Source organism: Ewingella sp. C233, from assembly GCF_055407225.1.
The window spans coordinates 2,663,814-2,686,811 of the sequence record NZ_JBUZRI010000001.1; the positions used below are offsets into that span (position 1 = coordinate 2,663,814).

Here is a 22,998-nt window from a genome sequence, read left to right on the forward strand (position 1 = left end):
GCACTGCATTCGTGACGGCTTTATTTTTTGGACCGCCGCCTTTGCGGCTTCCCTCTTTCGACACGGTGTTTATGACAGGAGCACGATTTATGCCAAACCAGGAAATCTCTTCCGCCAGTGCCTCGCCGGAAATGAGCGCGGGCATTATTAAACCGCATTACAGCCCGCGGCTGTGTAATGACGATTTAGCCCCAACCCGTCACCAAAACTGGAGCTGGTACAACATATTTTCTTTCTGGATGTCGGATGTGCACAGCATGGGCGGTTATGTGGTTGCCGCCAGCTTCTTCGCGTTGGGTTTATCGAGCTGGCAGGTGCTGCTGTGTCTGTTGTGCGGGATCTGCATCGTGCAGGTGTGTGCTAATCTGGTGGCAAAACCAAGCCAGCAAGCGGGCGTGCCTTATGCGGTGATTTGCCGTCAGGCCTTTGGCGTGTTCGGGGCCAATATTCCGGCAGTGATCCGCGGGCTCATCGCTTTCGCCTGGTACGGTATTCAGACCTATCTGGCGGCCAGCGCACTGATGCTGGTGTTGCTGAAGTTCTTCCCGTCACTGACACCACTGACCGTGCCGCACTGGCTCGGGCTGTCGGCGATGGGCTGGATCTGTTTCGGCATTATGTGGGTGTTGCAGGCGATGGTGTTCTGGCACGGCATGAGCGCGATTAAGCGCTTTATTGATATCGCCGGACCTGCCGTCTACGTGGTGATGCTGATGCTGGCGGGATGGATTTTGTATAAAACCGGGCTGAGCAATATCTCTTTCACCCTGTCGAGCAAGACGCTGACCGTTGGCCAGCAGGGCTGGGAAATGCTTACCGCCACCGCGCTGGTGGTCTCTTACTTCTCCGGCCCGCTGCTCAACTTTGGCGATTTCTCCCGCTACGGTAAGAGCATGAGCGAGATCCGCCGCGGTAACCGCTGGGGTCTGCCATTTAACTTCCTGCTGTTCTCCATTGTGACCGTGGTGATTGTGTCCGGTACCCAGTCGCTGTTCGGCCAGATGATCACTGACCCTATCGAAACCGTCAGCCGCGTGGGTAACAGCGTTGCGGTGGCGCTCGGCCTGCTGACCATGATTATCGCCACCATCGGCATAAATATCGTGGCGAACTTCGTATCACCGGCCTTTGACTTCTCCAACTGCTCACCACAGAAAATCAGTTTCCGCACCGGTGGTATGATCGCCGCCGTCGGTTCCGTATTGCTGACGCCGTGGAATCTGTTCCAGTCACCGGAAATCATCCATTACACGCTGGATGTACTGGGTGCCTTTATCGGGCCGTTGTTTGGAATTTTGCTGGCGGATTATTATCTGATTAAGCGCGGCCATATGGACGTTGATGCCCTGTTCAACGCCACACCGTCCGGCCGTTACTGGTATAAAAATGGCTTCAACCCGAAAGCCATCATGGCGCTGGTGCCTGCGGTACTGATTGGCCTGTTCATCAGCTTCACGCCGGGGCTGCATCAGGTGGCAAATTTCAGCTGGTTTATCGGCGCGTTTCTGGCCGGTGGCAGCTACCGTTTCATCGCCCGTCATGACCGTGCCGCCAGCCCGTCAGTGGGCTTTATGAAAGCCGAAATGAGTAAAGAGTGATTTTCTGATAACCCGCCGCCGGAAAATTTCCGGCGGTATTTTTCTGTATTCTTGCCTGCATTTTCATTTCCGCCTGCTGTTTGCCTTCTTTTGTTAATCACTCCCCCAACGAATTCACATAACATTCACATGTCACGCAAGCTAATTATTAGCGTACTAAACATGATTATATAACGCATCACCTGCGGCAGGCGTGCTTTCGGATTGCCTGCCCGAAAATGGAGTTTTATTTCAATGGAAATCAATGTTAACGGACGTATGCTCCCGTTAAGCGATGTCACCGCCGACACCCCCCTGCTTTATATTCTGCGCAACGATCTTGGCTTCAATGGCCCTAAATATGGCTGCGGATTAGGCGAATGCGGTGCCTGCACCGTGCTTATCGACGGCGTCGCTGCCCGCTCCTGCTCCATTCCGCTCTCCGCCGTTCAGGGTAAATCCATCACCACGCTGGAAGGGTTAGCGGATGAGGGAAAACTGCATCCGGTGCAACAGGGATTTATCGACGAGCAGGCCGCGCAGTGCGGTTATTGCGCCAACGGCATGATCATGACGCTGGTCGCCCTGTTTGAACGCAATCCGCACGCCAGCGAAGAAGTGATTAAAAACGAACTGGCCTACAACCTGTGCCGCTGCGGCACGCATGTGGAGATTTTACGCGCCGCGAACAAGGCTCGCGAACTGCTGGCAGAAAGGGGACAGGCATGAAGACGCTGGAATTAACCCGCCGCCGTCTGTTGCAGTCGGGTGGCGTAGTGATGGTCAGCAGCCTGCTGGCTTCGCCGTTATCCGCACTGGCCGCCGCGACATCACCCACAACCCGCGTGGCTGACCTGCCGCTGGATCGCGTGGACAGTTTTATTGCACTGTCGGCCGATGGCAAAGTCACCGCGTTTAACGGCCATGTGGATTTAGGTACCGGCGTGCGCACATCACTGGCGCAAATCGTCGCTGATGAAATTGGCGTGCGCTTTGAAGATGTGACCATGATTTTAGGCGATACCAACCGCACACCAGATCAGGGCCCGACCATTGCCAGCAGCACCTTACAGGTATCGGCCGTGCCGCTGCGACAGGCCGCCGCGCAGGTGCGTGAGAAGCTGACCACGCTGGCCGCCAAAGCCATGAATGTTCCCGCCAACCATTTGCGCGCCGAACAGAGTTTCGTATTTGTTGAGACGCACCCCGCACGCCGTCTGAGTTATGCCCAGCTGGCGCAAGAGCAGGATCTCAATCTGCCACTGGATAAATCCGCGCCGCTGAAAAGCGTGCAGGAGAGCCAGTACGTCGGCAAGCCGGTACCCCGCGTGGATATCCCGGCCAAAGTCACCGGCCAGCTGACTTACGTGCATGATATGCGCCTGCCCGGCATGTTGCATGGGCGCGCAGTTCGCCCGCCCTACGCCGGGGCAGACAGCAGCGCACCGCTCGGCGACAGCCTGATTTCGGTCGATACGTCGTCCATTACGCATCTGCCGGGCATCGTGAAAATCGTGGTGATCAAAGATTTCATCGGCATTGTGACCGAACGCGAAGAGCAGGCGATTGCCGCCATGCGTCAGTTGAAAGTTGAATGGAAGAAGTGGGCCGGTTTACCTGACCTGTCTCTGGATAAACTGCACGACACCCTCGCCGCGATACCAAAAACGGACCGAATGCTGCGCGATGATGCAGGCACTGACGCCGCACTGGCCGCGCTGCATATCCGCGCCGACGTGGACTATGTCTGGCCTTATCATCTGCACGCGTCCATCGGACCGTCCTGCGCCGTCGCGGATGTGAACAGCGAAAAAGCGGAGGTGTGGTCCGGAACCCAGAACCCGCATGACCTGCGCAAGGATCTGGCTAAACTGCTCGGCCGTGCACCAGAGCTGGTGCACATCAACCGGATGGAAGCCTCGGGCTGCTATGGCCGTAACTGTGCCGACGATGTCACCGCCGACGCCGTGCTGCTGTCACAGGCCACCGGCAAACCCGTGCGCGTGCAGCTCATGCGCGAACAGGAAGCGGGCTGGGAGCCGAAGGGCACCGGGCAGTTGATCCGCGTACGCGGTGGGCTGGACTCGCAAAATCAGGTGGCCGCCTATGAGCTGAGAACCAGCTACCCGTCAAACAATGCCGTCACGTTGCCTCTGGTGCTGACCGGTAAGGTTGCCAACGTCGCCGACGTGCAGCAGATGGGAGATCGCACCGCCATTCCTCAGTACGAATACCCGCACATGCGGGTGATCGCACAGGATACCGCGCCGGTGGTGCGCGCCTCGTGGATGCGCGGCGTATCTGCCCTGCCGAACGTGTTCGCACATGAGTCGTGGATCGATGAAATGGCATTTCTCGCCGGTCAGGATCCCATCGCTTACCGCCTGCAATATCTGAAAGACGAACGCGCCCTCAAGCTTATCGCTGCGCTGAAAAAACAGTGCAACTGGCAGGAGGGGCCCGCGCACAGGAAACCGGCTCCGGCAGATCAGGAGATCGTCACCGGACGTGGTTTCGCTTATGCCCGCTATTTCCACAGCAAATTTCCCGGTTTTGGTGCCGCCTGGGCCGCCTGGGTGTGTGATCTCAGCGTTAACCGCCGTACGGGTCAGATCAGGATAGAGAAGATTTTCGTCGCCCACGACTGCGGCCGGATGGTGAATCCCGCCGGGGTTCGTCATCAGGTGCATGGCAATATTATTCAGTCCACCAGCCGCGTGCTGAAAGAGTTCGCCACCTTTGATGACGCGGGTACCACGTCACTGGATTGGGGCGGTTACCCGATCCTGCGTTTCGATGAACTGCCACAGGTGGATATTCAACTGCTGGACTATCCGGACGAACCCCCGATGGGCGCAGGGGAATCCGCCTCAGTACCGAGCGCCGCTGCCGTCGCCAATGCGCTGTTTGACGCGCTCGGCGTGCGGATGCGCGAAGTCCCGTTCACGCCAGAGCGAATACTGAAAGCGCTGAGTGCGGCCTCACAGGGAACGTCAGAACAGGTTAAGGGATCATAACGATGACCAAGTTAAAGAAAGTGGCAGGATGGGGTGGCGCGGCCGTGGTGGCCGTTGTCGTCGCGGGGGCAATTGCCAGCTGGCAGCCGGAAATTCCTGCGTTGAAGGCACCGGGGACACAGACTTTCAGCGCGGCGAAAATTGAGCAGGGCCGCAAGCTGGCCGATCTGGGCGACTGCGCGGTGTGTCATACGCGGGCGGGCGGCAAGCGCAATACCGGCGGGCTGGCGATGGAGATCCCCTTCGGGACGATCTACACCACCAATATTACGCCGGATGTGGAAACCGGCATCGGTAAATGGTCTTTCGACGCGTTTAAGCGGGCCATGCGTCTGGGGGTGGATCGCGAAGGACATTATCTTTATCCGGCCTTCCCTTATACGGCGTTTACCCGTACCAGCGATACCGATCTCGAGGCGCTATATGCCTACCTGATGTCACAACCCGCAGTGAAATATCAGCCACCGGAAACCGAGCTGAACTTCCCGTTCAATATCCGTCAGGGGATCGTGACCTGGAACGGGTTGTTCCTGCAACCCGGCCCGATGGATACCGACGCGCAGCAAAGTGCCGAATGGCAACGCGGTGCCTATCTGACCGAAGGGCTTGGTCACTGCAGCGCGTGTCATTCTCCCCGCAACCTGATGTTTGGGGAAAAAGGGGCGGGAAATCATCTGACCGGTGGCGTAGCAGAAGGCTGGAGCGCGCCATCACTGGTCGCCGGTTCTGACTCTCCACTAAACTGGAGCCATGAAGATCTGGTGACCTTTATGCAAAGCGGCTACTCCGCCAATCATGGCGTCGCCGCCGGGCCGATGGCGCCAGTGATTAATGAAGGTCTGTCGCAACTGCCGCAGGAAGATCTCGATGCGATCGCGACCTATCTGACGTCGTTCCAAAGCCAGAAAGCGCCGGCAGATAAAGCAGAGAGTCTGAATCAGCAGGCCGAAGCGAAAGTCGAGCCGCTGGCCAGCGAAGGCGCACGCCTGTTCTCTGGCGCTTGCATGGCCTGCCATTCACAGGAAAAAGGGGCGCAGATGGTGGGTGTCCGCCCTTCCCTTGCGCTCAACACCAATCTGTATGCCGCGACGCCGGATAACGCCATCAGGGTGATTCTGGACGGTATTCAGAACCCGGCCAAAGCCGATCTCGGTTTTATGCCAGCCTTCAGATATAACCTGAGCGATGCACAAATTGCAGTATTGCTGAATTATTTACGTGAAGAGTACGCCGGGAAAACGCCGTGGAGCGATCTGCAAAAGCGGGTAACGGAGTTGAGAGAGGAAACTGAAGGGAAGTAAAAACAACGAAGCCCTGAGTTATTGCTAACTCAGGGCTTCTGAATGTTGGCGGAACGGACGGGGCTCGAACCCGCGACCCCCTGCGTGACAGGCAGGTATTCTAACCAACTGAACTACCGCTCCGCGCTGTGTTCTGGTTAAGAACGGAGCGGATATTAAGGAATGGCTCTTATTACGTCAATGCTTTTCCTGACATTTCGTGCCGACTGCGCAGTTTTTCCACAAGCCGCCCACTTTCAAGACAACCGCTTACTCTTCTGCCGCCGGCTGAGGACGCCACAGGCAACTCCCGCCTTTCTTCACGACCAGATCCAGCCTCTCTTCATGCCAGATGATTTCCTGATCGCTTGCGCGGATCACTTTCAGCCCGGCCTCAGGTCGGGTGACGCGCTGCGTACCCTGCCCGTCTGCGCCGGTTTTCTGGTCGCCTTCATGGGAGAATTTCATGATGGTCTGACCGCCGGTCATCATCAGATAGACTTCGGAGAGGATCTCGGAGTCAAGCAACGCGCCGTGCAGGGTACGTTTGCTGTTGTCTATCAGGTAACGATCGCTTAATGCGTCGAGGCTGTTGCGCTTGCCGGGGAACAGCTTGCGCGCCATTTGCAAGGTGTCGGTGACTTTGCAGAAGGTGTCGGTTTTCGGGATGCCGCGCCCGAGCATACCGAATTCGTGGTCCATAAAGCCGATGTCGAACGACGCATTATGGATGACCAGTTCACCGCCGCGAATATACTCAAGAAAATCATCAGCAATGTCGGCGAAGGTCGGTTTATCGGCCAGGAATTCGTCACTGATGCCGTGAACACCGAAGGCTTCGGGATCCACCAAACGGTCAGGTTTGAGATAAACGTGGAAATTCCGCCCGGTCAGGCGACGGTTGATCACCTCGACGGCACCGATTTCGATAATGCGGTGTCCCTCGTAATGGACGCCGAGTTTGTTCATACCGGTGGTTTCGGTATCGAGAACGATTTGTCTGGTAGGGGAAGAAATCATATTGCAGTGCTCGCAGCGCTCGTTTATGTCAGACTTGGCTTTTACATTCTGCGGATGAGTCTACCAGAGATGACCAAACAGGTAGAAATTTTCACCGACGGCTCCTGCCTTGGCAACCCGGGCCCCGGTGGTTTTGGCGCAATTTTGCGCTACAAGCAACACGAAAAAGAGTTCAGCCTCGGCTTTCGTCTAACCACCAATAACCGCATGGAGATGATGGCGGCGATTGTGGCGCTGGAAGCCCTGAGTTCACCGTGCGAAGTGACGCTCAGTACCGACAGCCAGTATGTCCGCCAAGGCATCACCAGTTGGATCCACAACTGGAAAAAACGCGGCTGGAAAACAGCGGACAAAAAACCGGTGAAAAATGTCGATTTATGGCAGCGCCTCGATGCCGCCATTCAGGGACATACGCTGAACTGGATGTGGGTTAAAGGCCATGCCGGACACCCGGAAAACGAGCGGTGCGACGTGTTGGCGAAAGAGGCGGCGGGCAATCCGACGCTGGACGATGTGGGTTACAAGCCCGAAAGTTAAGCCATGTCTGTAATGCTTTACTCCCCTCGTTTTACAACCTTCTCCTCTTGCGGGGAGAAGGAGCATCCCACATAAAAATCACTCCTTATAATCTTTACGATAGCTCTTGCTGCTCGCGCCGACGGCCTGCTGAATGGCCTGACGCCGCGCCGGTACTTTTTTGGCAGTTGGCGTTAGTGGCAGCGTGCGTTTGCGGGCGACGATCACCGTCATACATCCCAGCGCCGGTAGGTGCGTACTGAGCATTTCCCCGCCTTTTTGACACCATGGGAGTACCTGAAAACGCGTTTTGAACATCACTTCGTAATTAAGCAATCCCAGCCAGTCGAGCAACCGCATCTGGGTAAACATTCGGCTGGAATAAGGTTGACGCTTGCGGAAAAACGGCATCATTTTTCCCATACCCAGCAAACTTAGCGGGTTGAAACTGCTCATCACCAACCAGCCATCGTCAATCAGCACGCGATCCACTTCTCGCAATATCCGGTGCGGATCTTCGGCATAGGCTAAAGTATGAGCAAGCAGGCAGGCATCCACAGATTTATGGGCGAAAGGCAACTTATAGGGATCGCCCTGTACATGGAGATTGGGTCCCGTTTCGTCAATATTAACCTGATGCGAAATCGGGCAGCTGCTGGTATCAAGCTCTGCACTCAAATTGCCAATCTTTAACAGGTGAAAACCGTATAACTTGCCCCACCAGGCTTGCAGATGTTGCTCAAGCGCGGCACGGTAATACTCACCACAGGGGATATCTTCCCATGAAACCGGTGCGGTGATTTTTTTACGTGTGCGGGCTGGTTGCATATTTATTCCGTCTTTCAAGCGTTTGCCAAAGAGAGCTACCTATGAATCTTATCAGTATTCCCGCGTTGCAGGACAATTACATTTGGTTATTGGATGACCAGAACGGCAACTGTTTGATTGTCGATCCCGGTGAAGCAGCCCCGGTGCTGAGCGCTTTAAAAATGCGCAATATAACCCCCACAGCCATCCTGCTCACCCATCATCATCATGACCATGTGGACGGTGTAAACGAGATTTTGACGCACTTTCCTGCTGTAAAAGTGTACGGCCCCACGGAGATTCCCGACCAAATTGGTCGGATAATTCTTAAAAATGGCGATGAGGTCGAAATTGGGGGGGTAAAGTGGCGCATTTTTGCTACGCCCGGACACACATTAGGTCACATTTCATACTACAGCGCGCCTTATCTGTTCTGCGGAGACACGATGTTTTCCGCCGGATGCGGACGTCTGTTCGAAGGCACAGCCGAACAAATGTACCAGTCGTTTCAACAGCTAGCCCAGCTTCCTGATGATACTTTGGTCTGCGCGGCGCATGAGTATACTCTCTCAAATCTTAAGTTTGCCCGGTCCATACTACCGGATGATGATGATATTGATTCTCATGAACGGAATGTGCAGGAAATGCGGAAAAATGGACAACCTTCCCTGCCCACAACCCTCGGTTTAGAGCGTAAAATTAACCTTTTTTTACGATGCGATGATATTGATTTACAAAACAAATTAAAGCTTAACAATCCGTTAAAACAAGCTTGGCAGGTTTTTGCTCATCTAAGGCAACTCAAAGACAGCTTCTGATGCCCAAGGTTGCCTTTTTGGACTAAGCAAAGTATTATCGTCTGTCTTTTAAGCAACTGTTGACACACACATGAAGGCAAAAGCGATAATATTCGCCTCCGTGTTGCTGGTGGGTTGTCAGGCGTCCAGGCAGGACGTGAAGATACCCGAACAGCATGCACAGAGTTTGTCTTCGGCAAGTCAAAGTGAAGCAGGAGAGTACACAGATGATGGCCGAGTGGTCTCGGCGCGATGGTTGAACAGTGACGACTCCATTGCGCAAAAAAATCTGTGGAACTTCATTGGCGACGAGCTGAAGATGAAGGTTCCGGAAAATTCCCGGATCCGTGAACAAAAAGTAAAATACTTAAAACATAAGAGCTATCTCCACGATGTAACATTACGGGCAGAGCCGTACATGTACTGGATCACCGAGCAGATTAAGAAACGTAATATGCCGATGGAACTGGTACTGCTACCCATAGTGGAGAGCGCTTTTGATCCAAAGGCCACCTCATCAGCTAACGCTGCGGGGCTGTGGCAGATTGTGCCCCAAACGGGTCGCAATTATGGTTTGAAACAGAACCAGTGGTATGACGGTCGTCGCGATGTAGTGGCTTCGACAACGGCAGCCCTTGATATGATGCAAAACCTGAACAAAATGTTCGGTGGTGACTGGTTACTGACCATTGCCGCGTATAACAGTGGTGAAGGCCGTGTAATGCAAGCGGTTAAAGCCAATAAAGCGAAAGGTAAACCGACTGATTTTTGGTCATTGTCGCTTCCTCGTGAAACGTCAATTTACGTGCCGAAGATGTTGGCCCTGAGCGATATTTTAAAAAATAGTAAAAAATACGGGATCAGCTTACCGACGCCGAGCAAAGACCGCGCCTTAGCGCGTGTTGAAGTGGGGCAGCAGATGCAGTTAACTCAGGCGGCTGAGATGGCGGGCATGTCACTGACTAAGTTGAAGTCGTACAATACTGGTTACAAGCAGAATGTAACGGCGCCTAATGGCCCTCACTACATTGTGTTACCGACGGCGCATGCTGCGCAGTTAAAAGATTCTCTGGCTGATGGCGATATCGCTGCGGTTCAGGAAACTCGACTGGCCAGCAACACACCATCGGGTGCAAAAGCCTACAAGGTTCGCAGTGGCGATAGCTTGTCTGGAATAGCAGCCCGACTGAATGTGAAGACCCGTGATTTACAGCGTTGGAACAATTTGCGCTCAGCAAGCGCGTTAAAAGTTGGGCAAACCCTGCAAGTGGCGGACAACAGCGTTAGTTCCGTAAGCAGTAATGGTGGCAGTGTTACGTATCAGGTACGTAAAGGGGATTCATTGGCGAGTATTGCCAAGCGACACGGCGTTAACATCAAAGATGTGATGCGCTGGAACGCGGGTGCCGATAATCTTCAACCCGGCAATAAACTGACGCTGTTTGTCAGCAACAAGTTAACGCCAGATACCTGATGCACGATGCGCATCCCCCATAAAAAAGCACCCTTCCCGGGTGCTTTTTTGTGCCTTGAATCCGTCCCTCACAAAGCGACAGGGACAGGGCTCTCACTCTTCTGCGCCAGAAATTCCACCAGCAGCGGGTTATGATCGGACGCCTGAGTTTCCATCACCGTAGCATGGGTGACGCTCAAATCGCGGTAAAAAACAAAGTCCAGCGGCCGCCCAAACGCGCGACGGCGCAAATCCGAAGGGAACCTGACTTCATGCAAGCGAATGTTATTAGCAAAGCCAAACAAGGCATTGATACGCTGACGGCTCCAGGCATTGAAGTCCCCCGCCATTACCACCGGTCCTTTATGATGTGCAATCTGCTCTCCGATGGTCTCCAGTTGCTTGCTGTAGACATCCACACCGATACTAAAATTCACCGCATGAATGTTCACCACCATCAGTAAGCGCCCGTCCAGCAGCGGATAAACCGTCACCAGCGCGGATTTTGCCAAACGCAGCAACGGCTCTCGCTCACGTAGCGGGCAGCAATAAACCGGATGCGCGGCAGAAAGCGTCATGACGCCAGAGGGGTGCTGAGGCAACATATAGGCCGGAACTTGATCAGCGGCCAGATAATGCGACGTAGCAAAGCGGATCAGCTCCGGCGTGGTTTGTGCTTCCTGCAGCAGCACCAGTTGGGCATCTTTGCCGAAACCTTGCAGCACTGAAAGCCAGTCGGCCCGTTGCTGTTTGAAAATGTTCCACACCATCACGCGCAGAGTGTTTGAATCGGGCAGCGCGGCGCCGGGAGGTAATCCAGATCCTAAATGCGCCAATGCACCTGGAAATATCTGCTCGACCGGTTGACCTGCAACATACCGCATTGCATATGTTCTTTTCGGCACGCTTATCGCCTATTCACTCATTAAAAATCATGCTGTTCGGATAGCCCCGACAGCGGACGTTTCAGTATACGCCCGTCAGTGCTCAGGCCAAATCTGTTTACAATCGTATACAACCTGATCACATCTGACGGTCGTGCTCTATTATCAAAGTAGCATAGGTTAGCGGGAAATGATTTTAGGGGCGCAAGTGGCTATCGGATAGGAGAAATACGCAGATTGAACATGGCCCACCGCAGGGTGAGCCATGTGAAGCAAAGAAGGTATGGATTAAGCGATAACCGCAGCCTGAGACTTTTTATCCAGATGGCCGCTGAGACGGGTCAGCAGCAGCGCACCCAGAACAATCACCGCGCCAATCCACGGCGTCTGTGCCAGACCGATAGTTGACACCACCTGCCCGCCAATCACCGAGCCCAGTGCGATACCGACGTTGAAGGCGGCAATGTTCAGGCCGGAAGCGACGTCTACGGCATTCGGTGTCACCTCCTCCGCTTTCTGTACTACATAAACCTGCAGGCCGGGGACGTTTCCGAAGGCGAAGACGCCCATCAGCAGCAGCGTGAGCAGTGCCGGAATGCTAAAGCCTGAAGTAAACTGGAACACCATCAGCAGTGCGGCCAGCGCTGCAAAGATAATGGTCAGCGTTTTGACTGCACCGTGCTTGTCGGCCAGTTTGCCGCCCCAGATATTGCCAATGGCCACTGAAATCCCGTAGGCCAGCAAAATCCAGCTCACCATTCCGGCGGAAAATCCTGCCTGTTCCTGCATCATCGGAGCCAGGAAGGTGAAGGTAGTGAACACGCCACCGTAGCCAAGAGCGGTGATGGCGAAGATCAACAACAGACGCGGATTCATCAGCACCTTAACCTGATCGGCAATCCGCGCAGCCGGGCTGTTTTTAATGGTACTGGGCACCAGAATAACGCTGGCAATAATCGCAATCACACCAATCAGCGACACCGCGAGGAACGTCTCCCGCCAGCCGAAGTGCTGCCCGATGAAGGTCCCGAGCGGTACGCCGGTGACCAGCGCAACGGTCAGCCCGCCAAACATCAGGGCAATGGCGGATGCAGCTTTCTCTTTCGACACCAGACTGGTGGCAATCGTCGAGCCTATCGAGAAGAACACACCATGCGCCAGCCCCGTCAGTAACCTTGCCGCAACCAGCGTGCCATAGTTCGGTGACTGCCACGCCAGCAGGTTACCGAGGGTGAATAACACCATCAGGCCAATCAGCAACGCTTTTCGTGGCACGCGGCCGGTCAGCGCAGTCAGAACCGGAGCGCCAACGGCCACACCCACGGCATAAATAGACACCAGTAAACCGGCAGACGGAACAGAAACCCCAAGTTGTTGTGCGATGGTTGGGATAAGCCCGACGATCACGAACTCGGTGGTCCCTATCGCAAAGGCACTGATGGTCAGTGCTAATAATGCAAGCGGCATAGCCTTACTCCACAATGAATATCGATTTGATGGCGGCTATTATCTGCTTGTGCTTAAATGACATAAACAGCCAAAGTATCAAATGATTTCTGCTGGAGTAACAACAATGAAAGCCAGTTCGGAAGAGTTAATCACTTTTGTCACCGTCGTGGAAACCGGCAGTTTCAGCCGGGCCGCTGAGCAGCTGGAGCAGGACAACTCGGTAGTCAGCCGCACCGTTAAACGTCTGGAGCAAAAACTCGGCATCACCCTGCTCAACCGTACCACGCGGCAAATCAGCCTGACACACGAAGGTGAACGGTACTTTGTACGCGTACAGAAAATTTTGCAGGATATGGCCACCGCCGAAGATGAGCTGCTGGAGAACCGCGACGTTCCGCAGGGTTTACTGCGCGTTGACGCCGCCACGCCGGTCATTCTGCACGTGATCTCCCCGCTGGTGGCTGAGTTCACTGAGCGCTTCCCCAAAATGACGCTGGCCCTGTTCTCTTCGGAAAGTAACATCAATCTGATTGACCAGAAGGTTGACGTGGCGATCCGCGTCGGCGAACTGGAGGATTCCAGTCTGCGGGCGCGCAAATTGATGCTGAGCTATCGCAGCGTGCTGGCCTCTCCGGCCTATCTCGAAAAATGGGGTGTGCCGAAAAATGCCGACGACCTGAAAAATCATCGCTGCATCGGCTTTAATGAAGTCCTCGCGCTGAATAAATGGCCGCTGTTGTGCGCCGATGGTCAGCAGTTGACCATCACGCCGTATATCAGTTCCGGCAGCGGTGAGACGCTGCGTCAGCTCTGCCTGCGGGGCAACGGTATCGCCTGCCTGTCGGATTTCATGACCCAGCCGGATGTTCAACGCGGAGACTTAGTTGAACTGCTGGTGCCGGATATCATGCGCATCGCCATGCCGCTGCACGCCGTGTATTACAGCGACCAGACGGTCAGCACACGCATCCGCTGCTTTATCGATTTCCTCAGCGAGAAACTGCATCCGGTATCCCCGCCATAAACGAAAAAACCCACGCCGGAGCGTGGGTCTGATGTCAGTTCATGCTGATGACGGAAAGGGTTAATCCCACTCTGGGGCCAGACCATCCGGGCTGACCAGACGGCCGTTGCGCTCCAGCGCGGCAATGTCGGCCATATCGGTTGCAGTCAGTTTCAACTGCTGTGCCAGCAGGTTGCTTGCCAGGTTTTCACGCTTGGTAGAAGACGGGATCACCGCATAATCCAACTGCAACGCCCACGCCAGAACCACCTGCGCCGGGGTAGCGTTATGACGCGCGGCGATGTCGATGATAGTGTCATTTTTCAGCGCATCGCCGTAAGCCAGCGTCATATATGACGTCACAGCAATACCATTTTTACGGGCAAAATCCACCACGGTCTGGTTTTGCAGGAACGGCGACAGCTCAATCTGGTTGGTAGCAATCGCCTCTGCGCCCACGGCGTCAATGGCTTCCTGCATCAGCGCAACCGTAAAGTTGGAGATACCGATTTCACGGGTCAGGCCAAGGTTTTTAGCTTCCACCAGCGCGTGCATGGTTTCTGCCACGCTGACCGCGTTGCCCGGTGACGGCCAGTGGATCAACGTCAGGTCAACGTAGTCGGTTTTCAGTTTGCTCAGGCTCTCTTTCAGGCTGGTGATCAGCTTGTCTGCGCCGAGGTTCTCGGTCCAGATTTTGGTGGTGATATACAGCGACTCACGTGCGACACCACTTTCCGCCAGCGCCTCGCCGACTGCCGCTTCATTACCATAAATCTGTGCGGTATCGATGGCGCGGTAGCCCAGTTCCAATGCCGTAGAAACCGATGCTTTTACCACTTCATCTTTCAGGCGAAACGTACCAAGACCGAATGCAGGGATGCTCATATTTTCTCTCTTATTAAAGGTAAGTCCGGCGAACCGGTCAATCTGATGCAGAGAGTATGAACGGGGATTTCATGGATAAAAACGACAGGTACGTCACAAGACTTTTGATGCTGGAGCATTAATCGTGGGGAGCGGTCGCCCGATAGCAGATCCAGTGTTCGTGGGGGATCATCCCCGTTGGCGGCAAGATATTCTCAGGCAGCGCCAGCGCCACGGCATGTCCTTGCCAACTGGCCGACCACAACGACACCGGGAAAGCTGGCGTTGCGCAGTAACGCTGTTGTTGCGGGCTGATAGCGACGGACGCCATCTCCCAGACGCTGCGCCCCTGCTGTTTCAGCCAGGCTTCGCGCAGGCTCCACAATGTCCAGAAGGCTTCCAGCGGCGCATGATGTTCGCTTAACCATTGGTTTTCATCGGTGCTGAAAAGTGCCTGTGCCAGCGCGGGCCACGATGGTCGCGGGCGAATAGCCTCCACGTCACAACCAATCTCGCCCTTCTCACACAGTGCCAACACCACGAGGCCGGCGCTGTGGCTGAGGGAAAAGTGCGGGAGCGTGGCGTTCGAAAATACCGGTTTGCCTGACGGAGAGAGCGTGACCGCAGGCAACATCCGATGACCGTATTGCGTGAACATGGCCTCTGCCAGCAGTGCCCTGCCGGTCAGAAACTGGCGACGGCGAAGTGCGGCGAACTGACCGGAACTGGCCAGAACGTCATCAGGTAAGCGCCCGAGGGAGAGATCATCACCGGTGGTCGCGCTCAGCAACTGGCACATCGTTATGCCCAGCGTTTGAAAATCAGCGACGTATTTATGCCGCCGAATGCGAAGTTGTTGGACTGAATAAATTCGGTCTGAATGGCGCGCGGTTCACCCATGATGTAATCCAGATCCCCGCAGGCCGGGTCTGGTGCGCTCAGGTTGATGGTCGGCGAGAAGCGCTCTTCGTTCATCATTTCCAGCGCCATCCAGGCCTCCAGCGCACCGCAGGCGCCGAGCGTATGTCCAAAGTAGCTTTTCATCGATGAGATCGGCGTTTTATTACCAAACACTGCCGCCGTTGCCTGACTTTCGGCAATGTCACCGCGCTCGGTGGCCGTGCCGTGAGCGCTGATATATCCGATCTCCGCCGCCGTCAGCCCCGCCTGCTTCAGCGATTTTTCCATGCACACCTGCATGGTCTCCTTCTGCGGCTGGGTGATGTGTGAAGCGTCGCAATTAGTGGCAAAGCCAATGATTTCCGCGTAAATCTTCGCACCGCGCGCCAGTGCATGCTCGAGGGACTCAAGGATCAGCGTACCGGCACCTTCGCCGATCACCAGACCGTCACGCTGCACATCAAAAGGGCGCGGGGTCTTTTTCGGTGCCTCGTTCTGCTGGCTGGTGGCGAATAAGGTGTCAAACACCGCCGCCTCTGACGGGCAGAGCTCCTCGGCGCCACCGGCGACCATCACCGTCTGGTAGCCGTGCTTGATCGTTTCATAGGCGTAGCCAATCGCCTGGCTGCCCGAGGTGCAGGCGCTGGAAGTCGGGATCACACGCCCTTTCAGCCCGAAGAACAGGCCGGTATTCACCGCGGTGGTGTGCGGCATCATCTGCACGTAAGTCGTACCGGTGATGTTATTGGTGTGCTTTTCGTTGAGCATCGAGGCGAATTCGCTCAGCGGCTGAGTGCTGCCGGTGGAAGAACCGTATGCAATGCCGGTTTCACCGTGCGTGAGTACCGGATGATCCAGCAGCCCGGCCTGCTCCAGCGCCAGTTCGGTCGCGCGCGTAGACAGCAACGACACCCGCCCCATGGCGCGGATACGCTTGCGAGTGTAGTGAGCTGGCAGGACAAAGTCATCGATTGGCGCGGCAAGATGCGTACTCAGCCCCTGATACTGCAACCACTCGTCCATATGGCGCACGGCATTTTCACCCTGTTGCAGGCGCGGTGAGATCTCATTCCAATGCTGGCCGAAAGCGGTAATGCCCTTCATGCCGGTCACCACTACGCGGCAGGTCATACCATCCCTCCGTTGATGGACATCACCTGCCGGGTCACGTAACCGGCGATGTCCGACATCAGATAACTCGCCAGGCCCGCCACTTCGTCAGCGCTGCCCATGCGTTTGAGTGGGATCATGTTCATGGCAGCATCAATAGCTGCGGGTTCCATGTCCGCCATACCGGTGTCAATCAGCCCCGGCGCAATGCAGTTCACGGTGATTTTGCGCTTCGCCAGTTCCAGTGACAGCGCCTTGCAGGCTCCAATAATACCGGCCTTCGCTGCACTGTAGTTGACCTGCCCGCGATTTCCATTAACGCCCGAAACCGAAGAAAGGGCGATGATACGCCCGCCCTGCCGCAGACCAATCATCGGCATAACACAGGGTTTGAGGACGTTATAAAAGCTGTCGAGATTGGTATGGATGACGCTGTCCCAGTCATCATCACTCAGCGCCGGAAACGCACCATCGCGGGTGATACCCGCATTGTTGACCACACCGTAATACGCGCCGAAGGCGCTGATATCGGCTTCGAGTGCTTCGCGGCATTCTGCACGGTGGCTGACGTCAAAACCGAGAATACGACCCGAACCGCCGGCTCCGGTGATGGACGCCAGTGTCTGTTCGGCACCAGAGCGGTCATTGTGGTAGTGAACCACCACCTCAAAACCGTCCTTCGCCAGCTGGCAGGCAATCGCCCGGCCGATGCCTTTGCTGGCACCGGTGACTAGTACACAACGGGTCATGGCTGCCTCTCCTGAGTAAGTTTAATCATATCCTGCGCATCGGGCTGATAGGTATTGAGCCGCGCATGAGCCACCGGTTCATCACGGTTGAGACGATGAATGAAAAGCGTACATTCGAAACTGGCAATTTTGCTGTCACGCAGGATCTGCTGGATATGCATGTCGAGTACCTCACCCGGCGCAAACTCAGGCAGGGCGCAGCGCATGCCCCGGCTGCCGAGCAGCATTCCCAGTTGCGGCGACTCGCCCTGCTGCGCATTGTGCCAGCCATTCCACACGCCAATGGTCTGTGCCATCAGTTCGAGGGTGAACCAGGCAGGCAGCGCCCCCTGCGCAGTAAGAAACGGGGCCAATGCGCCATCAGCTGAGACCACGGCACGGCAGTGCGCACACTCCGGTTCTATCGACATCACTTCATCGAGCAGTACCATCGGCGCGGTATGCGGCAGATAAGCCGCAGGCGGCGCATAAGCCTGGATATGAGAGTCATTCATGAACGGCGTCCTAACAAAATACTGGCGTTATTGCCGCCAAAGGCAAACGAGTTAGACAGAATAACCGGTTTTCGAAGCCGTTGCGGCGTCTGTGCCAGCCCGATTTCCGGCAGGCTGTCATCTCGCTCAGCCTGTGAAAAGTCCTGCAACGGAATGTTCAGGTTACGTGTCAGTATCAGCCAGCTCAGCGCCGCTTCGGTTGCCCCAGCAGCGCCCAGCGTGTGGCCGGTCAGATATTTGGTGGAACTGCACGGCACGCCGTCCGCGAAGATCCGGTCGATAACGTTGGCCTCAACGCTGTCATTGAGCGGCGTTGCCGTGCCATGCAAATTAATATAACCCACGTCAGACGGCACAAGCCCCGCCTGTTGCAGCGCCATGCGCATCGCCCGCTCAGCGCCTTCACCCTGCGGATGCGGCGCGGACATGTGCCAGGCGTCGGAGGATTCACCAAAGCCCAGCAGCGCGACGTCGGCGGGTTCCCGCGTCAGCAGCAGCAGCGCTGAGGCTTCGCCGATGTTGATCCCGTCGCGGTCTTTGGCAAACGGTGTACAGCGCCCGGCAGAGAGGGAGTCGATACTGTGAAAACCATTGATCGCCATGCGGCACAGGCTGTCGGCACCGCCCACCAGCGCGGCATCCACCAGACCGGCGGCAATCAGCCTTTGACCGCTGATCATCGCCCGCGCGCTGGATGAGCAGGCGGTAGACAAGGTGTAAGCCGGGCCACTCAGCCCCAAAAAACGTTGCAGGAACTGCGCGGGATCGCCTAATTCTTGCTGCTGATAATAATAGTGTTCAGGCATGTCGCCATGCGTTTGGTAATGGCGCACCGCCGCTTCGCCCTCGCTAATCCCTGAGGTGCTGGTGCCCATGATCACCGCAACACGCTGGCGGCCATAACGGGCAATCGCCGCGTTGACGTCGGGCTCAATCTGCGCCAGCGCCGCCAGCAGCAGCTGATTATTGCGGCTGTTATGTTCAGGAAAATGCGCGGGAACAGCAGGTAAATCGCCCGTCACCTGCCCAACCCAGACCGGCGTTTGGTCGGTCAGCCAGCCCGACTGGTGTTGGAATCCCGGCGCGTAGCCAGCTTCAAGGCTGGCCGCCACTTCATCAGGATTATTGCCCAGTGCATTGACCATGCCGACGGCGGAGAGAAAGATCATGTTAGTTTCCGACATTCTGAATGCTTATCTGGTAGCGAAACGCCCGCTGGGTAATGGACACCGGCTGGCGCTGATTGCCGTGTGGCAGGTAGTCGATGCTCGAGACTTCCCGCCCGTTCTGATCCGACAGCACGCGTCGCATTCCTTTATCCTCAAGCTTCCAGCCCGGTGGTAACAACGGCTGCCAGCGGCTGACCGGCCAATAGCTCAGCATGATATCCGCCAGCACCTGACTGGCTGGCGGCAGTTTATCAGTATGTATCGCCTGTTGAGTGTGGATGCCCTGTTGATCGTAGACCAGTTTGAACAGTCGGATCCCCAGCGGCGAAAGCCCCGCCAGTTGCAGCGACTGCCCGTCCGCACTCAACAACACCAGCAGCGACTGGGTTTTGCCGTCCACCGTGGCGCTAAGCAACTGTTGCTGATTAACCGGCGTTTCCAGTGTGGGCGCCGGCAAATTAACCCGAACGCCGGGCCGCAGCCATGCCTGAGCTGGCGTGATGTGATCTGCTTTCAGCGCCTGATGAGGCACGCAACCGCTGAGCAGGGTCAGGCTAAACAGCAAAGGAAAGAGGTGGCGGGTCATGATGCAGGTCCTGATGTTGAAACGGGCAACGTTAACGGTGACAGCAGGAAGGCAGTAAAAATACCGGCGCTGAGCACAATGCCAAAACTGCTGATGGCCTGCGTTGAACTGAACACCAACATGCCGAAGGTCAGCTGGGTGGTCACCACTGCCATCAATATCGCCAGCATCGAGGTGGTTGGCGTGCCGCGCGGATTGGTGAAAAACAGCGTGTAGTTAATGCCGATCCCCAGTACCAGAATCAGCGCCAGCAGCGAAAACAGATTCAGGCTGTGTCCGCTGAAACCGAGCGCAGCCATGCCCATGCCCAGCGACAGCAGCGTCGGCACAAGACAAATCAGGCCATGAGGCAGGCGAAAACGCCACAGATAAATGCCCGCAATCAGCGCCACGGCCAGCATCAGCAGCAGGGAGAGCATCACACGGTACTGCGAGAAGAGCTGGCTGAATTCGGTTTTGCGATCAATCCAACCTACGCCCTCAGCCTTGGCGGCAAGCTCGCTCATCGCCGCGCTGTCATGCACGCCACTGACGGCGATGAGCGTGGCGGTGCGTCCGTCTGGCAGCGAAAGCCACAGCAAGCGCCAGCCCTGACTGACCACGCTTTCCAGCCACGCGGATGGCGTCACCCACTGCGGGCTGAGATCTGCCGGTTTGAGCGTGACTCCGGCCTGTGCAAGCTGGCTTAACACCTCGGGTGCGCGCTGGCGCAGCAGGTTAAGATCCTCCTGCTGTTGCTTTTGTGAAGGCAGACTGATCAGCCGGTAGCCATCAAGCACCCCGCGCACTTTAGCCTGTTGCAATTTCGGACTGAGAGCTTCCAGCCGTTGCAGGGTTTGTTCGGCGTTCTTCCCGTACACCACCAGCCACTTTTGATCGTTGGTCTGCCCGGTTAACGCGGCAATCTGCCTTTCCTGCTGCTGAAGATCTTTCGGCAACGCCTGCAGATCGCCGATGTCATCGTTGATCTTCAGCTGGCTGAATCCGGCCAGAATCAGCACGACCACGATCAGCGGTAATCCCATGCGTAACGCCCTGCGGTGCTGCCACGCATTAAGCCAGCTCCGGATCAGCGCCAGCCCCGGCGCGGGACCGACCGGCAAATTTTTGGCTAACAGCGGATACCAGCACATTACGGTGAAGCAGGCAGCGCTGAGGCCGGAGGCGGCAAATACCGCCAGTTGCTGTAAACCGGGGAATGGTGCAACCAGCAACATCAGGTAGGCCGCAACGGTAGTCAGCAGGGCAACAGAGAGCGCCGGGAACAGCTTTTTCAGGCTCTCAAGCGGAGTATTCTGCCCGCCATGCACGCGGCGTTCAGTCAGATAATAGAGGGTGTAGTCGGCCGAGATGCCAATAATGCTGGTGCTGAGCACCAGCGTCATAATGTGGATCTCACCGAATGCCGCCAGCGTGAATACCGTGCCGGTCAATGCGCCGAGGGTTATCGACAGCAGACTGAGCAGCAGCGGTAATACTGAGCGGAAAACCAGTAAAATCAGTAAAAAAACCCCGGCGACCGACGTCAGACCTAAGGTGGAAATATCATGTTCCGCCTGCTGACTGGCGTAGTTGCTGTAAAACAGCGTCCCGCGCTGCAACACTTCAGCCCCCGGAAAGCGCTGCCGGAACGACTGCTCAAGCCCGTTCAGGCGGGCAACAATCTGCTTGCTGCTGGTGATATCGTACGAGGACGCGTTCAGTTCGGCGTGGATCAGATACCAGTCGCGCCCCTGCTTATCCCGCGCGGTGAGCCAGCCATTGTCGAGCGTCATCCCCCCGCTGTTTTGCTGCTGCGCCAGCTGCGATCCACGCACCAGCAGCAACGGATCGCTGGCGAGTTCTTTACCGCTGACACCGGCAAAAGCCGAATACATCTGGCCGAGGATCCACTGACTTTGCGCCTGCGCACTGTTTTGCAGCCGCTGACGTGTGGCGTCATCCAGCAAAGCATTACGGTGCTGAAAAAAGAACTCGCCCCACTGTTGCTGATGCTGCGCGTCCATTAGCCCTACAACCTGGCGCAGCGCCGGTAACTGGCGCAGCGTCGTCAGCCAGTCGAGCGCAGCCTCACTTCCCTTCCCGGCTGGCGGGCTGACGAGCCACATCAGCTGACGGTCAAGCCGTTGGCTGAAGCCACGCGATAAATCGTCCGGTACACCCTGTAGCTGCTGTTTTGGCAACAACGCCAGTACGCTGCTGTTGATCTGGCTGCGCGGCAGCAGCCAGATCAGTGCGGCGACCAGCATCAGGCATATGAACAACCAGCCGAAAGCCAGCTGGCGATGACGTTCAGCGGTCAAAATGGGCCAGCTCGGCATCAGTCAGCGCCGCAGGCTCAATGCGCTGGTTAAAGAAACGGATATGCGTTTCATCACCCTGCATATCTTTGATATCAATCAGGTTGAGATAATCCTGACCGTTGAGCGTAATTGTGCGAAACAGCCGGTTCAGCGGCGCGGTTGTCGGCGTGAGGATCAACTGCCATGCGCCCTGACCTTTGTCGCTGAAATTGAGTGCGAAATTGTGCTCCAGCGCCTGCTGGTCAGCCTGAAACAGCGCCGTCAGCAATGCATTGAACTGGAACATCTGCGGGTTGCTGTCCGCCGTCACCACCTGCGGCGGCTGCCCGGACAGGGTTTGCACCATGCGGTTTTCGGTCAGCAGTAAAGTCAGGAGGAACGGTTTTTCCTGCTGCCACCACAGCCCTTTTTTTTGGGCAATCAGAAGATTACCGCTGGAGTTGAGCGGCAGACTCATGCCACTGATTGTGCGCTGCTGGCTGAAATCCGCGCGCAAAACGGGTTGCTGGCTGAAACGCTGCTGCAACTCCGGCAACGTCACCGCCTGTGCGCTCAGGCTGAGCAGGCTCAGCAGAAAAATAACGGTGCGGATCACAGGCTGACTCCCATTTTATCCAGCAGAATGTGTGGCGACGCAAAACACATCTCTTTGGTTTGCATATCGACCGCCACCTGCAGGGTATAGCCGGTGGTAGTGCGTTTATCCGTTTCGGCATCCACAATGCGATAACCAATACGCAGGCGGTTTTCCACCTCTTCAACCCAGGCATGGACATCGATTTTTTGTTCGAAGGTCACCGACGAGATGTATTTCAGCCGGGTATCGACAATCGGCCAGACGTAGCCGGACGCCTGCATCTGCCGGTAGCCGTAATCAAATTGTTTGAGCAGTTGTTCCCGCGCTACTTCGAGATAACGGAAATAGTTGCCGTGCCAGACCACGCCCATGGCATCGACGTCGTGAAAGGGTACGGTGATCGTGACGCAGGTTCGAAAACGGGGATCGTCTTGCAGATTCAT

At 56.1% G+C, this 22,998-nt stretch carries 22 protein-coding genes and 1 tRNA gene; 8 read left to right on the forward strand and 15 right to left on the reverse strand.

Annotation, left to right across the window (positions count from 1 at the left end; genetic code table 11):
* Window positions 1–89: 89 nt before the first annotated feature.
* The 4 genes from ACZRKO_RS12065 (at window position 90) to ACZRKO_RS12080 (ending at window position 5,895) form a co-directional block, all read left to right on the forward strand.
* Window positions 90–1,598 (forward strand): NCS1 family nucleobase:cation symporter-1, encoded by a 1,509-nt coding sequence (locus ACZRKO_RS12065; protein WP_463737397.1) that lies wholly within the window; start codon window positions 90–92, stop codon window positions 1,596–1,598.
* A gap of 234 nt (window positions 1,599–1,832) precedes the next feature.
* The gene (locus tag ACZRKO_RS12070) at window positions 1,833–2,306 is read left to right on the forward strand and encodes a (2Fe-2S)-binding protein (RefSeq protein ID WP_463737398.1); all 474 of its coding nucleotides are present in this window, start codon (window positions 1,833–1,835) and stop codon (window positions 2,304–2,306) included.
* Window positions 2,303–4,594 carry a xanthine dehydrogenase family protein molybdopterin-binding subunit gene (locus ACZRKO_RS12075; RefSeq protein ID WP_463737399.1) on the forward strand — a complete coding sequence of 764 codons (2,292 nt, stop codon included), beginning with the start codon at window positions 2,303–2,305 and terminating at the stop codon, window positions 4,592–4,594. The genes ACZRKO_RS12070 and ACZRKO_RS12075 overlap by 4 nt, the downstream gene beginning before the upstream one ends.
* Before the next feature lie 2 nt (window positions 4,595–4,596).
* Window positions 4,597–5,895, forward strand: a complete 1,299-nt coding sequence (locus ACZRKO_RS12080) for a c-type cytochrome (RefSeq protein ID WP_463737400.1) — start codon at window positions 4,597–4,599, stop codon at window positions 5,893–5,895.
* Between the two features lie 46 nt (window positions 5,896–5,941).
* Here the strand turns inward: ACZRKO_RS12080 and ACZRKO_RS12085 are convergent.
* Window positions 5,942–6,018 (reverse strand) — tRNA-Asp (locus ACZRKO_RS12085).
* Between the two features lie 126 nt (window positions 6,019–6,144).
* Window positions 6,145–6,894, reverse strand: coding sequence for a DNA polymerase III subunit epsilon (gene dnaQ, locus ACZRKO_RS12090; RefSeq protein WP_463737401.1), 750 nt, complete (start codon window positions 6,892–6,894; stop codon window positions 6,145–6,147).
* Window positions 6,895–6,948: 54 nt separating this feature from the next.
* Here dnaQ and rnhA point away from each other — a divergent pair, with 54 nt between their 5' ends.
* A complete protein-coding gene (gene rnhA / locus ACZRKO_RS12095; RefSeq protein ID WP_463737548.1) occupies window positions 6,949–7,431 on the forward strand; it encodes a ribonuclease HI in 483 nt (160 codons plus the stop codon).
* A gap of 78 nt (window positions 7,432–7,509) precedes the next feature.
* On the opposite strand, the gene ACZRKO_RS12100 is transcribed toward rnhA, so the two are convergent.
* Window positions 7,510–8,238: a class I SAM-dependent methyltransferase gene (locus tag ACZRKO_RS12100; RefSeq protein ID WP_463737402.1), complete on the reverse strand. Its 729-nt coding sequence runs from the start codon at window positions 8,236–8,238 to the stop codon at window positions 7,510–7,512.
* Between the two features lie 41 nt (window positions 8,239–8,279).
* On the opposite strand from ACZRKO_RS12100, the gene gloB reads away from it, so the two are divergent.
* Together gloB and mltD are read left to right on the forward strand one after the other, a co-directional pair.
* On the forward strand, window positions 8,280–9,035 hold the full coding sequence (gene gloB, locus ACZRKO_RS12105; protein ID WP_463737403.1) for a hydroxyacylglutathione hydrolase: 756 nt from the start codon (window positions 8,280–8,282) through the stop codon (window positions 9,033–9,035).
* Between the two features lie 70 nt (window positions 9,036–9,105).
* Window positions 9,106–10,488, forward strand: a complete 1,383-nt coding sequence (mltD, locus tag ACZRKO_RS12110; RefSeq protein WP_463737404.1) for a murein transglycosylase D — start codon at window positions 9,106–9,108, stop codon at window positions 10,486–10,488.
* A gap of 68 nt (window positions 10,489–10,556) precedes the next feature.
* Here mltD and ACZRKO_RS12115 read toward each other — a convergent pair whose 3' ends face one another.
* Window positions 10,557–11,372, reverse strand: a complete 816-nt coding sequence (locus ACZRKO_RS12115) for an endonuclease/exonuclease/phosphatase family protein (protein ID WP_463737405.1) — start codon at window positions 11,370–11,372, stop codon at window positions 10,557–10,559.
* A 267-nt stretch (window positions 11,373–11,639) separates the two neighbouring features.
* The gene (locus ACZRKO_RS12120) at window positions 11,640–12,818 is read right to left on the reverse strand and encodes an MFS transporter (protein ID WP_463737406.1); all 1,179 of its coding nucleotides are present in this window, start codon (window positions 12,816–12,818) and stop codon (window positions 11,640–11,642) included.
* A 106-nt stretch (window positions 12,819–12,924) separates the two neighbouring features.
* On the opposite strand from ACZRKO_RS12120, the gene yafC reads away from it, so the two are divergent.
* The gene (yafC, locus tag ACZRKO_RS12125; RefSeq protein ID WP_463737407.1) at window positions 12,925–13,824 is read left to right on the forward strand and encodes a DNA-binding transcriptional regulator YafC; all 900 of its coding nucleotides are present in this window, start codon (window positions 12,925–12,927) and stop codon (window positions 13,822–13,824) included.
* A 60-nt stretch (window positions 13,825–13,884) separates the two neighbouring features.
* Here the strand turns inward: yafC and dkgB are convergent, their stop codons facing one another.
* The 10 genes from dkgB to ACZRKO_RS12175 all read right to left on the reverse strand — a co-directional run bounded on the left by dkgB (window position 13,885) and on the right by ACZRKO_RS12175 (window position 22,998).
* The gene (gene dkgB / locus ACZRKO_RS12130; protein ID WP_463737408.1) at window positions 13,885–14,688 is read right to left on the reverse strand and encodes a 2,5-didehydrogluconate reductase DkgB; all 804 of its coding nucleotides are present in this window, start codon (window positions 14,686–14,688) and stop codon (window positions 13,885–13,887) included.
* Between the two features lie 118 nt (window positions 14,689–14,806).
* Window positions 14,807–15,466 carry a 4'-phosphopantetheinyl transferase superfamily protein gene (locus ACZRKO_RS12135; RefSeq protein ID WP_463737409.1) on the reverse strand — a complete coding sequence of 220 codons (660 nt, stop codon included), beginning with the start codon at window positions 15,464–15,466 and terminating at the stop codon, window positions 14,807–14,809.
* A gap of 2 nt (window positions 15,467–15,468) precedes the next feature.
* Window positions 15,469–16,698 carry a beta-ketoacyl-ACP synthase gene (locus ACZRKO_RS12140; RefSeq protein WP_463737410.1) on the reverse strand — a complete coding sequence of 410 codons (1,230 nt, stop codon included), beginning with the start codon at window positions 16,696–16,698 and terminating at the stop codon, window positions 15,469–15,471.
* Window positions 16,695–17,426, reverse strand: a complete 732-nt coding sequence (locus tag ACZRKO_RS12145) for a 3-ketoacyl-ACP reductase FabG2 (RefSeq protein ID WP_463737411.1) — start codon at window positions 17,424–17,426, stop codon at window positions 16,695–16,697. The genes ACZRKO_RS12140 and ACZRKO_RS12145 overlap by 4 nt, the downstream gene beginning before the upstream one ends.
* Window positions 17,423–17,920, reverse strand: a complete 498-nt coding sequence (locus ACZRKO_RS12150; protein ID WP_463737412.1) for a hotdog family protein — start codon at window positions 17,918–17,920, stop codon at window positions 17,423–17,425. The genes ACZRKO_RS12145 and ACZRKO_RS12150 overlap by 4 nt, the downstream gene beginning before the upstream one ends.
* A complete protein-coding gene (locus tag ACZRKO_RS12155; protein ID WP_463737549.1) occupies window positions 17,917–19,089 on the reverse strand; it encodes a beta-ketoacyl-[acyl-carrier-protein] synthase family protein in 1,173 nt (390 codons plus the stop codon). The genes ACZRKO_RS12150 and ACZRKO_RS12155 overlap by 4 nt, the downstream gene beginning before the upstream one ends.
* Before the next feature lies 1 nt (window position 19,090).
* Window positions 19,091–19,675, reverse strand: a complete 585-nt coding sequence (locus ACZRKO_RS12160; RefSeq protein ID WP_463737413.1) for a DUF3261 domain-containing protein — start codon at window positions 19,673–19,675, stop codon at window positions 19,091–19,093.
* Entirely contained in the window at window positions 19,672–21,996 is a 2,325-nt protein-coding gene (locus ACZRKO_RS12165; protein WP_463737414.1) for an MMPL family transporter, read from the reverse strand. Before ACZRKO_RS12165 ends, ACZRKO_RS12160 begins: the two co-directional genes overlap by 4 nt.
* Complete coding sequence (locus ACZRKO_RS12170; RefSeq protein WP_463737415.1) at window positions 21,968–22,573, reverse strand: outer membrane lipoprotein carrier protein LolA; 606 nt, start codon at window positions 22,571–22,573, stop codon at window positions 21,968–21,970. The genes ACZRKO_RS12165 and ACZRKO_RS12170 overlap by 29 nt, the downstream gene beginning before the upstream one ends.
* Window positions 22,570–22,998, reverse strand: coding sequence for an acyl-CoA thioesterase (locus ACZRKO_RS12175; protein WP_463737416.1), 429 nt, complete (start codon window positions 22,996–22,998; stop codon window positions 22,570–22,572). Before ACZRKO_RS12175 ends, ACZRKO_RS12170 begins: the two co-directional genes overlap by 4 nt.

Bases quoted from the DNA above. Each gene is read 5' to 3' on its own strand.
- gloB (WP_463737403.1), top strand. From the start codon at position 8,280: ATGAATCTTATCAGTATTCCCGCGTTGCAGGACAATTACATTTGGTTA.
- ACZRKO_RS12145 (WP_463737411.1), bottom strand. From the start codon at position 17,426: ATGACCCGTTGTGTACTAGTCACCGGTGCCAGCAAAGGCATCGGCCGG.
- ACZRKO_RS12070 (WP_463737398.1), top strand. From the start codon at position 1,833: ATGGAAATCAATGTTAACGGACGTATGCTCCCGTTAAGCGATGTCACC.
- ACZRKO_RS12140 (WP_463737410.1), bottom strand. From the start codon at position 16,698: ATGACCTGCCGCGTAGTGGTGACCGGCATGAAGGGCATTACCGCTTTC.
- ACZRKO_RS12120 (WP_463737406.1), bottom strand. From the start codon at position 12,818: ATGCCGCTTGCATTATTAGCACTGACCATCAGTGCCTTTGCGATAGGG.
- ACZRKO_RS12175 (WP_463737416.1), bottom strand. From the start codon at position 22,998: ATGAATCTGCAAGACGATCCCCGTTTTCGAACCTGCGTCACGATCACC.
- mltD (WP_463737404.1), top strand. From the start codon at position 9,106: ATGAAGGCAAAAGCGATAATATTCGCCTCCGTGTTGCTGGTGGGTTGT.
- dnaQ (WP_463737401.1), bottom strand. From the start codon at position 6,894: ATGATTTCTTCCCCTACCAGACAAATCGTTCTCGATACCGAAACCACC.
- dkgB (WP_463737408.1), bottom strand. From the start codon at position 14,688: ATGAGCATCCCTGCATTCGGTCTTGGTACGTTTCGCCTGAAAGATGAA.
- ACZRKO_RS12100 (WP_463737402.1), bottom strand. From the start codon at position 8,238: ATGCAACCAGCCCGCACACGTAAAAAAATCACCGCACCGGTTTCATGG.
- rnhA (WP_463737548.1), top strand. From the start codon at position 6,949: ATGAGTCTACCAGAGATGACCAAACAGGTAGAAATTTTCACCGACGGC.
- ACZRKO_RS12160 (WP_463737413.1), bottom strand. From the start codon at position 19,675: ATGACCCGCCACCTCTTTCCTTTGCTGTTTAGCCTGACCCTGCTCAGC.
- ACZRKO_RS12080 (WP_463737400.1), top strand. From the start codon at position 4,597: ATGACCAAGTTAAAGAAAGTGGCAGGATGGGGTGGCGCGGCCGTGGTG.
- ACZRKO_RS12075 (WP_463737399.1), top strand. From the start codon at position 2,303: ATGAAGACGCTGGAATTAACCCGCCGCCGTCTGTTGCAGTCGGGTGGC.
- ACZRKO_RS12065 (WP_463737397.1), top strand. From the start codon at position 90: ATGCCAAACCAGGAAATCTCTTCCGCCAGTGCCTCGCCGGAAATGAGC.
- yafC (WP_463737407.1), top strand. From the start codon at position 12,925: ATGAAAGCCAGTTCGGAAGAGTTAATCACTTTTGTCACCGTCGTGGAA.
- ACZRKO_RS12135 (WP_463737409.1), bottom strand. From the start codon at position 15,466: ATGTGCCAGTTGCTGAGCGCGACCACCGGTGATGATCTCTCCCTCGGG.
- ACZRKO_RS12150 (WP_463737412.1), bottom strand. From the start codon at position 17,920: ATGAATGACTCTCATATCCAGGCTTATGCGCCGCCTGCGGCTTATCTG.
- ACZRKO_RS12165 (WP_463737414.1), bottom strand. From the start codon at position 21,996: ATGCCGAGCTGGCCCATTTTGACCGCTGAACGTCATCGCCAGCTGGCT.
- ACZRKO_RS12155 (WP_463737549.1), bottom strand. From the start codon at position 19,089: ATGATCTTTCTCTCCGCCGTCGGCATGGTCAATGCACTGGGCAATAAT.